This is a genomic window from Acetobacter sp. AC2005 (genome assembly GCF_037901235.1).
Classification (GTDB): domain Bacteria; phylum Pseudomonadota; class Alphaproteobacteria; order Acetobacterales; family Acetobacteraceae; genus Acetobacter; species Acetobacter oryzoeni.
Genome location: NZ_CP149625.1, coordinates 949,922 through 965,407, shown reverse-complemented (window position 1 = coordinate 965,407; position 15,486 = coordinate 949,922). Strand labels below are relative to the sequence as shown.

Genomic DNA, 15,486 nt, shown 5'->3' with positions numbered 1-15,486 from the left:
AGATTCTTTCAGGAGCACACCATCCATGTCCAACGTAACCGTGATTGGCGCCCAGTGGGGTGATGAAGGCAAAGGCAAAATCGTAGATTGGCTTGCCAGTCGGGCTGATATTGTTGTGCGCTTTCAGGGTGGGCACAATGCCGGGCACACGCTGGTTGTGGGCAATCAGGTTTACAAGCTTTCCCTGCTGCCTTCTGGCGTTGTGAACAACAAGCTGGGCATTATTGGCAATGGCGTGGTGGTGGACCCGCAGGCTCTGTTGGCAGAAATTGGCCGTATTCAGGAACAGGGTCTGGAAGTTACGCCTGATACGCTCAAGATTGCAGAAAACGCCCCCCTGATTCTGCCAGTGCACGGCGCGCTGGATCGTGCGCGTGAGGCTGCGCGTGGTGATCGTAAAATTGGCACCACGGGCCGTGGCATTGGCCCTGCGTATGAAGATAAAGTGGCCCGCCGCGCTATCCGCCTGTGTGATCTGGCCGAGCCAGAAACGCTGGACTGGAAGCTGGATGAACTGCTGCTGCACCACAATACCCTGCTGGCAGGGCTGGGTGCACCCGTATTCACCAAAGAAGAACTTCTTACATTCCTGACAGATATTGCCCCTAAAGTGCTGCCTTATATGGCTCCTACTTGGGATATTCTGGATGATGCCCGCCGTGCAGGCCGCCGTATTCTGTTTGAAGGTGCGCAGGCTGTAATGCTGGATGTGGACCACGGCACCTATCCGTTTGTGACCAGTTCCAACACAGTTGCTGCCAATGCGGGCACAGGGTCTGGCATGGGCCCAACGGCTGCGGGTTTTGTGCTGGGTATTGCCAAGGCATATTGCACCCGTGTGGGTGAAGGCCCGTTCCCTACAGAACTGCATGATGAAACAGGCCGCCGCCTTGGCGAACGTGGGCATGAATTTGGCACCAACACGGGCCGCCCGCGCCGTTGCGGCTGGTTTGATTCCGTTCTGGTGCGTCATGCCGTGCGCGTTGGTGGTGTAAACGGTTTGGCGCTTACCAAGTTGGACGTGCTGGATGGTCTGGATGAAATCCGGATTTGCGTGGGGTATGAACTGGACGGGCAGAAGATTGAACGCTTCCCGTCCGCCCCGGTAGCGCAGCAGCGTGTGCGCCCGGTTTATGAAACGCTGGAAGGCTGGAAGGAAACCACCCACGGTGCACGCCGCTGGGCAGACCTGCCAGCTCAGGCCATTAAATACGTGCGCCGGATTGAAGAACTGGTGGGCGCACCTGTTACCCTGCTTTCCACCAGCCCAGATCGGGATGACACCATTCTGATGCGTGACCCGTTTGAAGATTGATCTGGCAGGCAATGTGTTTGTAACAAAAGGGCCTTCTCCATACGGGAAGGCCTTTTTTTGTTGCAACTTTGTGAGGGTTTCACAAAACTTTCATACGGGTACTTTTTGCCCGATATATAAGCGGTTTTCACACATGATCTCTTTCTTGCAAGGTGGCGGGACGTTGTTTTTTGCTGTGAGAACCCCCTATCTTTCAATCATGTTACAAAAAGCAGGGAAAGCATGAATAAGGCAGATCTTCTGGTGGTTGAGGATGATCCGGCACTCTCCCGGCTTATCGGCTACAATCTTGAAAAGCAGGGATATGCAGTCCGCGTTGTTGGGGATGGTGAAGCAGCACTTGAAGAAGTGCGCCAAAAACGCCCTGATCTGTTGTTGTTGGATTGGATGCTGCCGGGTATTTCTGGCTTGGAAGTGTGCCGCCAGCTAAGGGGACAACCCAAAACGGCAACGCTTCCGATTGTAATGCTGAGCGCTCGTGGGGAAGAAACAGATACGATCCGCGGTTTAGATACCGGGGCGGATGATTATCTTGTCAAACCCTTTAGCATGGAGGCGCTGTTTGCGCGCGTAAAAGCCATGCTGCGCCGCCTGCCTCCAGCAGATAAAACCCTACGGTTTGATACGTTGGTGATGGACCGAGTGAGCCACAAGGTAGAACGGAGTGGGCGTTTGCTGGCTTTGGGTCCAACCGAATATCGTCTGCTAGAATTCTTTATGCTCAATCCGGGTAAAGTTTTCTCTCGCGAGGAACTTTTGAAACATGCTTGGGAACGTAGTTCTTTTGTAGAATTGCGTACGGTGGATGTGCATATCCGCCGCCTGCGGCAAACCCTGAATGAAGGTGATGAGCAGGATCTTATCCGCACAGTGCGCGCCAGAGGGTATGCGCTGGATCTGCCGCAGGGCTAGAACAGGGTAAATTTTTGGCATGGTTGCACAGGCATGGCTGATAATGGGGGAAGGGGCCATAGCTGGTGCAGCCGTGGCAACTTTGGGTGGCATGGTGCTTGGGCGCATGCGTGCCTCTGCAAGCCGTGTGCCTGTTCTTGCCCGGCGCAGCCCCAGTAAGGAAGTTTCACAACCTTGCTTGGAGCAGGTTATGGCTTGCCTGCCCGCCGCCATGCTGGTGATAAACGAAACTCGCGGGTTATGCGTGGTTTCCAAAATGGCTGAACAACAGTTTGATGGAGACCTTGGCAGTATAGTGCGCCATCCGGCGTTTCAGGCCAAACTGGATGTGGTGCTTGCGCAAAAGGCAGGGAACATACAGCCTGGCCGTGTGCGTGTCATTCTGGATATTCCACGCCTTCGTGTCGTTCAGGCTGTTTTGCAAAAACAAAGCCTACCAGCAGCATTGTTGCCCATAAGTATGCGCCGGGAAAACACAGCGCCCAATGCGCAAACAACTTTGGTTTTTGTTGATTTGCATGATGAAACAGATGCCGTTGTTGCAGAGCGCCAGCATACAGATTTTGTGGCATTTGCCAGCCACGAATTACGCACCCCTTTGGCAGCTTTGCTGGGATTTATAGAAACCCTGCAGGGGCCTGCTGCGGATGACCCATTAGCACAAAAAGAGTTTTTAGAAATTATGGCCCAGCAGGCCAAGCGGATGCAAAACCTGCTGAACAGTCTGCTTTATCTTTCCCGCGTGCAAATGCAGGAACATCAGAAACCGCGAGACGTGGTGCGGTTGGTTGATCTGTTGGATCAGTGCCAGACAGAAGGAGATCTTCTAAGCTCTGGTTTACCCGTTACGGTTGATGTGCAGCCGCCAGAAAATCAGAACTGGCAGGTTGCGGGGGATGAAACCCAACTTTTGCAGGTTGTGGTTAATCTTGTTGAAAATGCCATAAAATACAGCCTTGTTTCAGAAAAAACAAAGGCCGGTAAACCTGTATCTATTACCATAAGTTGCCAGCAGGCAGAGGCAGATCAACGTTGGCCATCTGCGCCAGGTATTGTGCTGAGTGTAACAGATAATGGCCCCGGTATTCCGGCCCGCCATCTGGCGCGTTTAACAGAACGGTTTTACCGCGTGGCCAAAACTGCGGCCGCAGTGCAGGGCAGTGGGTTGGGGCTTGCCATTGTACAGCATATTGTCAGCCGGCATGGCGGACGGTTTGTGGTGGAAAGTGCTGTGGGGCAGGGCACGTCCTGCCATATCTGGCTCCCACTTTTACCTTTGGTGGCGGATCATTCATTAAACTGTCACCAAACTGTCTTGCAGACGTAACCCATTTTTGCGTTCCCTCCCTTACGAAGCAGAGGCGGCATGTACTGGTGCCGTTTTGTGTTGATGCTTAGGGATGCTCCCCAAAATGCGTTTTTCTTTTCGGTCTGAAACCTGTGCTGCTGCGGTTGCCTGCTTGCTGGCTGCGGTGCCCTCCTTTTCTCACGCACAAAGTGTAACTGGTGCGGGATCCAGTTTTGCTGCCCCGATTTATGAGGCATGGGCCTCTGCCGCCAAAGCAGATACAGGTGTTAATGTAAATTATCAGACCGTAGGGTCCAGCGCCGGGCAGAACCAGATTCTGGCAGGCACGGTGGATTTTGGGGCATCTGATGCACCTATGGATGCCAAAAAGCTGGAAAGCGCACATCTTTTTCAGTTCCCCACCGTTATGGGCGGGATTGTGCCGGTTGTGAACATTCCGGGCATTAAGGCAGATGTGCTGGTGCTGAGCGGTGATGTGCTGGCTTCTATTTATTCCGGCGATATCACCAGCTGGAATGACCCGAAAATTGCCGCACTTAACCCAGGTGTTTCCCTGCCAGATACCGCAGTGGCACCTATCCATCGTGCAGATGGGTCTGGCACAACATTTGTGTTTACGTCCTACCTCGATCAGTCTTCCAAAAATTGGCATGATCAGTACGGCGCAGGCACGTCCATCAGCTGGCCCGGTGGTTTGGGCGCACGTGGGAACGATGGCGTATCTGCCACCGTGCAGAACACCGAAGGTGGCGTAGGGTATGTGGAATACGCTTATGCCAGCCGTAACCATCTGACTACCATTCGCCTCAAGAACAGTTCTGGTCAGGCTGTTGCAGCCTCTCAGGCCAGCTTCTCTCAGGCAGCAGAAGCCGCAGATTGGAAAAATGCTTCGCATTTCTCTGTGAATTTGCTGAACACTTCTGGCGCACAGGCATGGCCTATTGTTTCTGCCACCTATGTTCTGGTGCCGCTGCCAGCACGTAACCCTGCGCGTGATGAAGCCGTAAAGCGCTTCTTTATCTGGGATTTTGCTAAGGGCGATTCCATTGCAGCAAAGCTGGATTACGTGCCACTGCCCAAGGCTGTTAAAGATAGCATTCAATCTGCATGGCAGGCAGGTAAATAAGCAGTTTTTAATACCCTTATTTCAATAATATATTTTATTATGGAAAGCGGCCCCTTTGTGGGCCGCTTTTTTCATGAAACTGTCATGAAACCATCATCTAAGCGTCACGCACAAAAAGTTGGAATAAAGTTATTCACCACGCATCGCTCCTCTTCTCTTTTGGAATGGCCATGATGCGTCGTTGTTCACCGCTTCTTCCATCTTTTGCATTTGCTTCTATTTTAATGTCTGGAATCGCCCCAGTGGCCGAGGCTTCCAGCTCAGATGATGCCCAGATCCGCGCCCTGAAAGCCGAAATGGCTGAAATGCGGCGTGAAATGATGGGGCAGATCACACATCTTAAATCTCAGATCGCTCAGAACGAAACACGGCAGAAAGGCCCTGTTTCCCGCCGGACTGCACGTACAACGGCACAGAACGGGTATAAGTTCCCGGAAAAATATGCTGATAACGATGTAGATCCCAACGTAAAGTTTGGTGAACAAGTTCCGCACAAAAATATTCTGCTGAACAACGGTGTTGGCACGCCTCCCTCTGATCGCGGCATGACGACATCATGGAAGGATTTCAAGGCAGCGACGCAGCAGGATGAAAATGTGCACGTTGGTGGCATGACCATCGGTTTCCCCAAAGGGCGCTTTACGGTTGCATCTGAAGATGGCGCTTATGGCCTGTCCATCGGTCTGGCATTCCATGAAGACTTCGGTGGCTTTATGGGCATGTCTCCCCGCCGGGGTGAAACCAAGGGTGATTTCTCCAGCTTTACAGAAAACGCCCGCCGCCTGCGTATTCCGTTCACCTTCCGGTATAAAGACTGGGTGGCAAACGTAACGCCTGATTTCGGGTCTGGCAGCGCGGATGGGTCGGATGGTCTGTATGAAGCCAACCTGAACTACACTGGCCTGCACAACACTATCCTGACAGTAGGTTACTTCCAGCCGCGTGTGACGGAAGAAGATTCCGAAAGCTCCAACGATTTCGAAATGATGGAACGTCCCGCCATCACGGATATCGTGCGTAACATTGCTGCAGGCGATGCCCGCTTTAGTGTCGGTGGCTTGCATTATGAAAAACGCTGGTGGATTGCAGGGTATTTCACCGGACAGACATTTGGTAACCGCGCCAAGGATGCCAACATTGGCGATAGCCAGACAGGTGGCACCTTCCGTGTTGCCGGGCGCCCTTATGTTTCTAAAGACATAGACGTGCATCTGGGTCTTTCTGCCATTAGCGCATTCAAGGTGAATGATGGCACCAACGGTCGCACCTATACCTTTAAGGAAGCACCGGAAGTTAACCTGACAACCACTGCGCTGTTGAACACGGGTGCCCTGCGCAACATCGGTTCCGTATGGTCTGCTGGCCCGGAACTGGGTTTCCGCTGGAAAAAGCTGGTGCTGAAGGGTGAATATTACCACATCGGCGTAACCCGTAATCAGCAGCAGGGTGGGCAGTCTCTGCCGTCTCTGTCGTTTGAGGGTTACTATGGCGCGGCCAACTATACGCTGTTTGGCAAGCCCCGTATGTATAATGAAAAAGAAGGTGCGTTTTCTGCTCCGGGTGTAGAGCACGAATTTGACCCCGCACATGGCTACTGGGGTGCGCTGGAACTTTCTGGCCGTTACAGTGTGGCTGATTTTGATGATACGGCAAACAGTGTGCGCGGTGGCCGCCAGACAGTATGGTCCGGTGGGGTGAACTGGTATCCCAACCGCCACTTCCGTGTGATGCTGGACTTCAACCACTTTATCGTAACGCGTAATAGCCAAGCCTATAACATTCTTGGCCGCGATGGGAACTCTGTTGCCGCCCGTGTGCAGGCTGCATTCTAAACGAGATATTCTGCCATTAAAAAAGGGATCGTTCCGTAAGGAGCGATCCCTTTTTGCTATTATCAGCCCACGTAATATGTGGGGGCTGGTAAAGCGTAGCTTTTACTGCTGGGGCATATAACCAGCATTGGGGGCAGGCAGCACGTTTTTGTAGGCCACCATGCAGGCTACATAAGCATTGTTGTACTGGGTCTGGATGCCGCCTTGCTGGCTGTTGGAATATGCACTGCCACCAAGGCCACCACCCAACGCACCAGCTGCGGCACCAATGCCAGCACCCGTGCCATCACCAACAGCAGCACCCAGGCCAGCGCCAAGCGCAGTGGTTGCCAACCCGCCATACAGAGCCTTGCGATTCTGGCTACCGGCCTGACCATGCACAGCAGCAGCAGCCTGAGAACGGCAGAAATTCTGTTCCTGCAGGAAGGTGCCATAATCCTTTCCGGGGCCGGGCAGTACCTGTGCAGTCGGGCCCATGGGCGTTTCAGCACAAGCGGCCAGCAAAAGCGCCGGCAGAAAGGCAAACGCTGCTTTATGAAGTTTCATGTATATTTGTCCTCTGTATATAAGCCATGATACATACGTATATATGGTAGGTAATCATGCCATTTTTAAGGAAAAGAAAGAATGAAAATATGACCAGGAAAAGCTTTCTTACAAGATAAACGGCCATGCAGTAATTAAAAAATAAACTAGCCTGACTTCTGTTTGAAGTGTTGGCTCTTTCTGTTATGCAAACGTTTATTCTAATAACAAAAAATCAATATGAAAGACCTACGAATGAATGCCGTAGTGAAACTGTTTATTGGCTGTGATCCAAATGATTGTGACCTCGAACAGTTAATGGTGTTACACTATAGTATTGTAAAATATAGTAGTTTGCCGGTTGATATTACTTTCATGCAGCTTACGCGTGATCCTTCCAGTTTCTGGTATTCTGGCCTGAAACCAGAGGAAGGCTGGAATACAACGGAATGGCCAACGCCTTTTTCTGGTTTCCGTTGGGGCATTCCTGCCTATTGTGGTGGCAAGGGCCGTGCGCTGTATATGGATGCTGATATTTTTGCCCTTTCAGATATTGCAGAGCTATGGAACCTGCCTATCCCACAAGGCAAGGTGATGCTGGCATCTGGTCAGGGCCGAGATTTGCGGTTGGGGACCCTGATGTGGGATTGTGAAGCCGCCATGAAGCTTTTGCCTCCGTTGGCGGAAATTAAGAAAGACGCTTCGGCCCACAAAAAGCTGAAAACGTTTTTTGAAAAGCACCCCGAATATATCGAGCCGCTAGATCCCGCCTTCAGCAATCTGGATGGTGACGGTATGCCGCTGGAAGCGTTAAAATTTCTGCATTATTCGGATATGGGTACGCAGTTTTCCCACAAATATTCCTTGGAGCGGCTGAAGGGGGAAGAGCGCAAGCACTGGTTTGATGGCACAATTTACAACCATCCGCGCCCAGATCTGCAACAGAAATTTGACGAGCTTTACAAGGAAGCGCTGGAAGCTGGGTTCAGCCTAGATACTTACCGGGTTAAAGAACATTTTGGCGTTTTACCTAAAAAAACGCAGGTGCGTTACAAAGGTAACAAGATTACACGCTCGGCGTTTCGGTTTCTTAAACCATTTAGGTAAAAATATGCTGGCCTATGCAATGCGGTTTCAATGCATAGGCCGTGCGCCTTAATGTTGCGGCACATTCTGGCTTAAGTTTTCCAGCCAACAGGTTTCATTTTTAGGCTGGTTACACAGTGTGCTGGTTAACGGCAGGGGCGCACCTTGCCCGGCAACATTGTCCAGTTTCAGGCCATCTCGCAGTTGGGCGAGAGATTGATGGAAAACGGCAAAGCGGATTTCTTTGCGTCCATCAGAGTGTTTCCATGTTTCAAAAGCCAGAGTTGTATCGGGGGCGGTAGGGTCCGGTTGGTCTGTAAAGCTCCAGTCCAACCCGAACAGAGTGGTGAGCATATCCAGTGTGGTATCATGCCCGGCAAACATCACCACGCGGGCCTGCGCAGGCAGTACGCTTCCATCCGGTAGGGGAAGGGGCTGTTCATTCAAGAGTGTTAAAATAGCTTGGGCCAGTTTGCTACCACGAGGAATGGCAATGGCTGGGGTGCGGCGCATACGTGCACTTTGATAATTATGCACAGGTAAAACGCTATTAAGCGTATTTACAGTATTCGTATGGGCTGCGGTTACGGAGGAAGGTAACCCCTGCACATATTCCAGCAGCAGAGCTTCTGAAACAGTAGAACCTAACGCCAGCCCGTTTTCTGCGTGGGGTGCACCCTTTTTCCATGAAAGGGGCGCATGCTTGGAAAAACATGGCGTTGTGCCAGTTGTACATGCGTTGGGGGCAAAGAGAGCTTGCAGGGTTTGAACGCCCGATTGCACTGGCGGTGGCAGTTCCGTGCCCGGCGTGAGATCTGGATTAAGGTTTTTTTCAACGTCATCTGTATTTAGCGCCGTGCTTTGGGCAGCCAAGGCGTTAAACAGCGGATCATGTGTTTTAGCAGGCATGGAGCGCGCTTGCGTCTGGCAACCATCGCTTAACGCGGCAGCCAGAATATCGCCGCTGTGTTGTGTGCGGCTGCTGGCGGAATCTGCCCAGATAAAAGCTGGCTGCTCTGGCAGACAGCGGGCAGAACCATCCCTGCTGGCAATGTGGTAATAGCTTTTTAAAAACTGCCCCATCAGGCCCAGATCAAACTGGCCATGCGCCGTCATCTCACCGGGGGGAACGGGCCAGGGTGTCCACGTATGGCGGGTCTTTTTTTCTAGCTTGTCCAAAGGTTTGGTTGGGCTACGGATTCCGTGGCGAGAAACCAGCACAACCCGTTCCAATGTGGCATCAGAGACATCTGCCTGCGCAGCAGATGCCTCTGGAATAGTGATTGCGGGCGGAAAAAGAGAAAAGGTGGTGCCCAGAAAGCAGGTAAGAAGGAAAGCGGAGGAACGGGAGTGGGGAAAATTCATGGGGTCTCGGTCATACGTGTCACAAGTAGCTGATTGATACGGAATCCTTCCACATCCACCACTTCAAAGCGGAAACCAGCGGCATCTACCCGGTCTGCCTTACGGGCCATACGGCGCAGACGGTGCATAATAAAGCCACCAATTGTGTCAAACTGCTCGCTATCGGGCAGATCCACGACATGCAGTTCGCGGATAACATCACCAATCGGTGCGGCGCCATCTACAAGCCATGAGTTCTCATCACGCTTTACAATGGCTTGTTCTTCAAACGGGCTGGCCAGCCCATCCATCAGCACGCCCATAATGTCTTTAAAGGTAATCAGCCCCACAACCAGCCCGTATTCATTGACAATCAGGGCAAAGCCGGTGCCGTGCGTATCAAACTGGGCCAGTGTATCCCAAAGGTTCAGTGTTTCGGGAACAGAGAGAACTTCACGCCGCATCCGGGCAATGGGGTTGCTGTGGGGGCGGCCAGAGGGTGCAATGGAAGGATCCACCACAGATGCCAGCACGTCTTCCGCACGGATGGAGCCGATAACTCTATCCAGCCCACCATTGCACAGCGGATAGCGGGAATAAGGGTTGGTGCGTACCTTTTCGTGGTTATGTTCAGGCGTGTCCTGAATATCCAGAAAGATGATTTCATCACGCGGGGTCATGGCGGAGGTGACGGAACGTGCCTGTAGGGCCAGCACGTTCTCAATCATCTGGTGTTCCTGCTGTAGCAACACACCGGATGCCGTGCCAGCAGCCAGAATGGCATGCAGGTCTTCCGGCGTGATGGGTTCCACCGCAGAAGCTGCCGGGATTTTCAGCGCATGCAAAATGGCATCGGAAATCTTGGAGAAAATCCACACAAACGGATACAGCACCCGCAGTGCCACGCGGGGGAACCACCCCACGGCCATGGCCACTTTGTCCGGGTTGTTCATGGCTACGCGCTTGGGCAGCAGGTCAGCAAACAGAACAAAGGCGCCGGTTACAAAAATAAAACTGAAAGTGGAGGCCAGATTCTGCGCCCACCAGTCTGACATGCCCCAGCGGCTTAGAAATTCGGTTACAGGCGGGGTGAACATTTCGGAACTGGCAATACCGCCCAGAATACCTACGCCGTTCAGGCAGATCTGGATGGCGGTCATCACCTGTCCGCTGTTGCGGCGCAGGGCCAGAAAGGCTTGGGCGCGCTTGTCTCCTGCTTCTGCACGACTGCGAAGCCTGACTTCCCGCGCAGCTGCGAAGGATATCTCGGAAAGTGAAATCAGAATGCTGACAGCAATCAGCAGGACAAGGGTCAGCAGACCCATAATAAACAGGAACAAGAGAACGTCCGAAATAAAGTGAAACCTGTAATGGTGGCTTCATCTATACCCGCAGGCCGAACAGATACCTAGTTTAATTTTTGTTCCCAACCGGAATGGGAGGAAACTTCAAAATACTGTCATGCAGGCACAGATGGGCTTTGCATGCGTTGATGTACTGCGTACCGTGCCCGAGATTTTGGCCGGTTGATGGGTGGCAAAAGCTTAAACCAGCGGTGAAAAAACATGTTTAAAGCCCTGTATGTAGAAAAAACAGAAACTGGCCAGCAGGTTACGCTGCGTGAACTGGCAGAGGCAGACCTGCCAGAAGGGGATGTAACAATCCGGGTGCAGTGGTCATCCCTTAATTACAAGGATGCGCTCGCTCTTACAGGTAAGGGCCCGATCATACGTAACTGGCCCATGGTGCCGGGTATTGATCTGGCAGGTAAAGTTGAGGCCTCTACACATCCGGCGGTTCCTGTTGGGCAGGATGTTATTGTGACCGGGCATGGCTTGGGGGAAAGCCGCTGGGGTGGGTTTGCCCAACTGGCGCGTGTGCCGGGTTTATGGGCTTTGCCACAACCTTTGGGGTTGAATGGGCGGCAGGTTATGGCGCTCGGCACGGCGGGCTTTACGGCTATGCTGTGCGTGCAGGCCCTTCAGCGTGAAGGGGTGGAACCTGCAAGCGGGCCGGTACTGGTTACCGGTGCCAGTGGCGGAGTGGGTAGCGTGGCTATCATGCTGCTATCGCGGTTGGGGTATCAGGTTGTGGCAGTAACCGGGCGGTTGGAAGAGCAACCTTACCTGCACAGTTTGGGGGCTGCAGACGTATTGCCGCGCGCGCATTTTACCACGCCATCCCGCCCGTTGGAAAAAGCGCGTTGGGCTGGTGCGGTTGATGTTGTGGGGGGGCAGGTTCTGGCCTCTGTGTGTGCTAGTATGCGCCCTCAAGGGGTGGTTACAGCATGCGGGTTGGCCGGAGGGATGGATTTTCCCGCAACGGTGGCCCCATTTATTTTGCGTGGCGTAACATTGGTGGGTATTGATAGCGTGCAATGCCCCCGGCGAGAGCGGCAGGAAGCATGGGCGCGCCTTGCTGAACTGATAAACCCTAGTCAGCTTGATGACATGGTGCGTGAGATTGATCTGGTAGAAGCCCCGCAGGCTGCGGATATGCTTCTGGCAGGCCATGTGCGGGGGCGGCTGGTTGTACGTATTCCTTAACCCCAAAAATTAAGATGCCGCCCTGTTTTGCTTATGGGGTGGTTGATACTGGGTCAGCACGCCGCCGGGCTGGAAGATATAAATGGTATCTGCATGTGCAATGGTTGCCGGGCGATGGGCAACCATAATGCGGGTAATGTTCATATCGCGCAGGGCCTCGGCCACCTTGTGTTCGGTCAGTTCGTCCAGATGGCTCGTGGCTTCATCCAGAAACAGGATTTCGGGTTTGCGATAGAGCGCACGTGCCAGAATAACACGCTGCTTTTGCCCACCAGAAAGTCCACTCCCCATATCACCCACCAAGGTTTCAAACCCCATAGGCATGCGCTTGATATCGTCAATAATGGCAGCACGGGTGGCGCATTCCACCAGCCATGCCTCATCCACCTGTTCAGAAAAACCACTGATATTATCCGCAATAGAGCCAGAGAACAGGCCATCATCCTGCAACACTCCGGCAATGCGGTTGCGATAGCCTTCAAGCGTCAGGCTTTCCAAATCTGCACCATCCAGCCGGATGCTGCCTTCCTGCGTTTCCATCAGCCCCATCAGGGCCTTAAGGAATGTGGTTTTGCCACAGCCCGAAGGGCCGACAATGGCAACACTACTGCCCGCAGGTACCTCTAGTGAAATATTGCGGAAAATCCACGGATCTTGTGAGCCGTAGCGGGCAGACAGGCCAGAACAACTGAGCGTGCCACTGGCCCGTTGTTCATCCAAGCGGGGTGGCGGCACAGCAGCCGTGGTGTTCGTGGCTTCCGGGTCTGTCATCACAATGTCAGATAAACGGTCTGTCTGCACATTCAGCATACGTATCTGAAAGCCACTGCTGATGAGGTTGCCAATGCGTGTGGCAAACTGATCTTTGTAGGACAGGAAAGCCACCAGCATACCCACAGTCATGTGGCCGCTCATAACAGCACCTGCACCCAGAACCATCATGATCAGGCGGTCAGCGCCAAAAATCAGATCGCCCATGCGGCCATAAATCAGATCATACCGTTGCAGGCGCAGGCGGATGTTAATGCTGTCTATCAGCAAGTTTAGCCATGTGGTGCGGCGGCGTTCACGCAGGCCCAAAAGTTTTACGCTGGCCATGCCGCGCAGGGTTTCTATAAAATGGCTTTGCTGGCGGGCATCAATTACAATCTGTTCTTCAGATGCCTCACGGTAGATACGGTAGGTAATCAGCCGCAACAGCACATCCAGCCCCGTGGCCACCATAGCCACCATGCCCAGCCAGCCACCATAAATGAACAGCATGATGGCCATGCCCACAGCCATCACCCCATCCATAACCGTTTGCACCATATCGGTGGTGATGGTTTTTTGGATGGTGCCCAGAGAGTTAAAGCGTGAAAGCACATCGCCCACATGGCGTTTGGAAAAATAATCCAGCGGCAAGCGAGAGAGGTGGTCAAACAGGCTGGTGTTCCATTGCAGGCCCACGCGCGTGCTCAGCAGCAGCACGGCCCATTGGCGCACACAGCCAATAAGCATTTGCAAAAGCAAAAGCAGGGCCATGCCACAAGCAATGGTAATGAGCAGTTCGTGATCTGCCGTTACCACCACTTCATCAATCACGACTTGCGAGACCATGGGCATGATCAGCGCAATGACTTCCAACCCAAGAGAAAGCGCACCCAGCACCATCAGGGCAGGGCGCAGCCCAGCGACATGGCGAAACAGATCGCGCAGGCGCAGGGTTTCTCGGTCATCTTCGCGGCGGAAACTATCGTTTGGCGTGGCTTCCAGGGCAATACCCGTGAACTCGCGCGAGACTTCGCCCATACTAAGCGTACGGCGGCCCACTGCTGGGTCATGAATAGTAACTTTGTTGGCCTTAACCTGCGTAAGTACCACAAAGTGGTTCATGCTCCAGTGCAAAATACAGGGCATGCGCAGATTGGGCAGGTCTTCCAGTTCCAGCCGCACGGCACGGGTGGAGAGCCCCACTGTATCAGCCGTAGCGATAAGATCGCGCAGCGTAACGCCTTTAACAGATATGGAATAACGCCTGCGCAATGTGGCCAGATCAATCTGGTTGCCATAATGGCCCATAATCATGGCCAGACATGCCAAACCACATTCTGCGGCTTCTACCTGTAAAATAACAGGCGTGCGCGAACGCCACCCGAATTCAAGGGATTTGAGGGTTACGCCCATTACCTCAATCCTCCGCTTACGGCGTAAAAATCATCACGCATGCTGATAACGGGATCAAAAATCCACTGGTAAAGTCTGCGGGTATCAATAGCGATATCGGCTTCAACTTCCATGCCGGCTTCAAGGGGCTTGTGTTGGCCATAGGCATCAACAAACTGCTGATCGGGGCGCACGCGAATGCGATAAATATCCTGCCCCGGATTTTGAGATTGCGTTTTGTCTTTATCTGAAGGAGCAGCTTTCTGGCCTGTGCCATCTGTTGCGGTAACAGGCGCACGCGTAATCTCGCTGACATGGCCACGATACAAACCAAAACGCTGATAGGGAAAGGCGGCATAGCGTAGCAACACGGGCTCGCCCTCATGCAAAAACCCTATAGAGGCAGAGCTGACATACAATTCAGCTTCCAGGGCATGACCTGTGGGCAATAACGTGAGTAGGGGCGTGCCAGACGAAACCTGCTGGCCAGGGTTAACACGAATGGCGGTGAGGGTGCCATCATCCGGAGCAAGGATAATACTGCTGCGGTGACCTTCACTTTCTGCAATCTGTTGGTCAATCTGGGCAATCTGCTTGTCCAGATCATTCAGATCATGCGCCAGTTGGCCATCATAGCGAATGAGCTTTGTGGTCAGGTCCGCAATCTTTCCTTCTGTGTCCGTATAGCTTTGCAAAAACTGTGCATGACTGCTTAGCAACTGGGCATAGGTATAAAGCTGGCTCTGGAATTGTGTTTCTGTCACCAGATGTGCGGATTGTGCCGTTTGCATACGGCGTACCGCAGCTTCCACCACAGGCAGCACATGGGCATCGTTATCAAGCTGGTGCCCGATATGTTGATGTTGCTGGTTGAGGTAACGGATCTGGGTCACCATGGATTGTTTTTCCACGGGAGCATCCTGCGTGCGAATATTCTTTTGCTGCTGCAACAGGTCGCGCTGATGGCGCAGTTGGGAGAGGATGTGCTCCTGCGTGGGACCAGATGAAGATGTTGCCTCCAGATCTATGGTGAACAGCACATCACCTTTTTTAACGTGATGGCCTTCTATGGCGTTTTGCTGCGCAATAGTACCAGTTGTATTGGCATTAACGGTAATAAGGCCTGAAGGAGGAACCATTAAGCCGGTAGCGTGCACACGCCGGGTATAAACACCCCAGATAGTGTAGAGAATGGCCAGTACCACAAGGGCGAGCGTGAACCATGCCGCAATTCGGATAGAAAGCGGTTGAGAGGCCTGAACTTGCCCAAGCCATGATTGGCGTCGCGCTTCCAGAACCTCACGTCTAAAAAGGTCCGAACTCATGCAGGCTTTTTTGAAGAGAGC

12 protein-coding genes are annotated in these 15,486 nt (G+C 52.9%); 7 read left to right on the top strand and 5 right to left on the bottom strand.

Going from position 1 to position 15,486, the window contains the following annotated elements:
• The first annotated feature begins 25 nt into the window (after positions 1 to 25).
• The 5 genes from QQM41_RS04750 to QQM41_RS04730 all read left to right on the top strand — a co-directional run bounded on the left by QQM41_RS04750 (position 26) and on the right by QQM41_RS04730 (position 6,494).
• Positions 26 to 1,315: an adenylosuccinate synthase gene (locus tag QQM41_RS04750; protein ID WP_339077876.1), complete on the top strand. Its 1,290-nt coding sequence runs from the start codon at positions 26 to 28 to the stop codon at positions 1,313 to 1,315.
• A 222-nt stretch (positions 1,316 to 1,537) separates the two neighbouring features.
• Complete coding sequence (gene phoB, locus QQM41_RS04745; RefSeq protein WP_019088766.1) at positions 1,538 to 2,227, top strand: phosphate regulon transcriptional regulator PhoB; 690 nt, start codon at positions 1,538 to 1,540, stop codon at positions 2,225 to 2,227.
• Positions 2,228 to 2,246: 19 nt separating this feature from the next.
• A complete protein-coding gene (locus tag QQM41_RS04740) occupies positions 2,247 to 3,554 on the top strand; it encodes an ATP-binding protein (protein ID WP_339077875.1) in 1,308 nt (435 codons plus the stop codon).
• A 73-nt stretch (positions 3,555 to 3,627) separates the two neighbouring features.
• A complete protein-coding gene (pstS, locus tag QQM41_RS04735) occupies positions 3,628 to 4,662 on the top strand; it encodes a phosphate ABC transporter substrate-binding protein PstS (protein WP_003623764.1) in 1,035 nt (344 codons plus the stop codon).
• 164 nt (positions 4,663 to 4,826) lie between these two features.
• A complete protein-coding gene (locus QQM41_RS04730; RefSeq protein WP_050819133.1) occupies positions 4,827 to 6,494 on the top strand; it encodes an OprO/OprP family phosphate-selective porin in 1,668 nt (555 codons plus the stop codon).
• A 102-nt stretch (positions 6,495 to 6,596) separates the two neighbouring features.
• Here the strand turns inward: QQM41_RS04730 and QQM41_RS04725 are convergent, their stop codons facing one another.
• Positions 6,597 to 7,040 (bottom strand): glycine zipper family protein, encoded by a 444-nt coding sequence (locus QQM41_RS04725; RefSeq protein ID WP_339077874.1) that lies wholly within the window; start codon positions 7,038 to 7,040, stop codon positions 6,597 to 6,599.
• 219 nt (positions 7,041 to 7,259) lie between these two features.
• Here QQM41_RS04725 and QQM41_RS04720 point away from each other — a divergent pair, with 219 nt between their 5' ends.
• Positions 7,260 to 8,126, top strand: coding sequence for a glycosyl transferase (locus QQM41_RS04720; RefSeq protein ID WP_339077873.1), 867 nt, complete (start codon positions 7,260 to 7,262; stop codon positions 8,124 to 8,126).
• 48 nt (positions 8,127 to 8,174) lie between these two features.
• Here the strand turns inward: QQM41_RS04720 and QQM41_RS04715 are convergent, their stop codons facing one another.
• The gene (locus tag QQM41_RS04715) at positions 8,175 to 9,470 is read right to left on the bottom strand and encodes a histidine-type phosphatase (RefSeq protein ID WP_339077872.1); all 1,296 of its coding nucleotides are present in this window, start codon (positions 9,468 to 9,470) and stop codon (positions 8,175 to 8,177) included.
• Positions 9,467 to 10,789, bottom strand: a complete 1,323-nt coding sequence (locus QQM41_RS04710) for a hemolysin family protein (protein ID WP_050819136.1) — start codon at positions 10,787 to 10,789, stop codon at positions 9,467 to 9,469. The genes QQM41_RS04715 and QQM41_RS04710 overlap by 4 nt, the downstream gene beginning before the upstream one ends.
• Before the next feature lie 225 nt (positions 10,790 to 11,014).
• On the opposite strand from QQM41_RS04710, the gene QQM41_RS04705 reads away from it, so the two are divergent.
• A complete protein-coding gene (locus tag QQM41_RS04705; protein WP_339077871.1) occupies positions 11,015 to 11,995 on the top strand; it encodes an MDR family oxidoreductase in 981 nt (326 codons plus the stop codon).
• A gap of 9 nt (positions 11,996 to 12,004) precedes the next feature.
• Here QQM41_RS04705 and QQM41_RS04700 read toward each other — a convergent pair whose 3' ends face one another.
• Both QQM41_RS04700 and QQM41_RS04695 read right to left on the bottom strand, forming a co-directional pair.
• Positions 12,005 to 14,161 (bottom strand): peptidase domain-containing ABC transporter, encoded by a 2,157-nt coding sequence (locus tag QQM41_RS04700; protein WP_339077870.1) that lies wholly within the window; start codon positions 14,159 to 14,161, stop codon positions 12,005 to 12,007.
• Positions 14,161 to 15,465: an HlyD family efflux transporter periplasmic adaptor subunit gene (locus QQM41_RS04695; RefSeq protein WP_339077869.1), complete on the bottom strand. Its 1,305-nt coding sequence runs from the start codon at positions 15,463 to 15,465 to the stop codon at positions 14,161 to 14,163. The genes QQM41_RS04700 and QQM41_RS04695 overlap by 1 nt, the downstream gene beginning before the upstream one ends.
• Positions 15,466 to 15,486 lie beyond the last annotated feature (21 nt).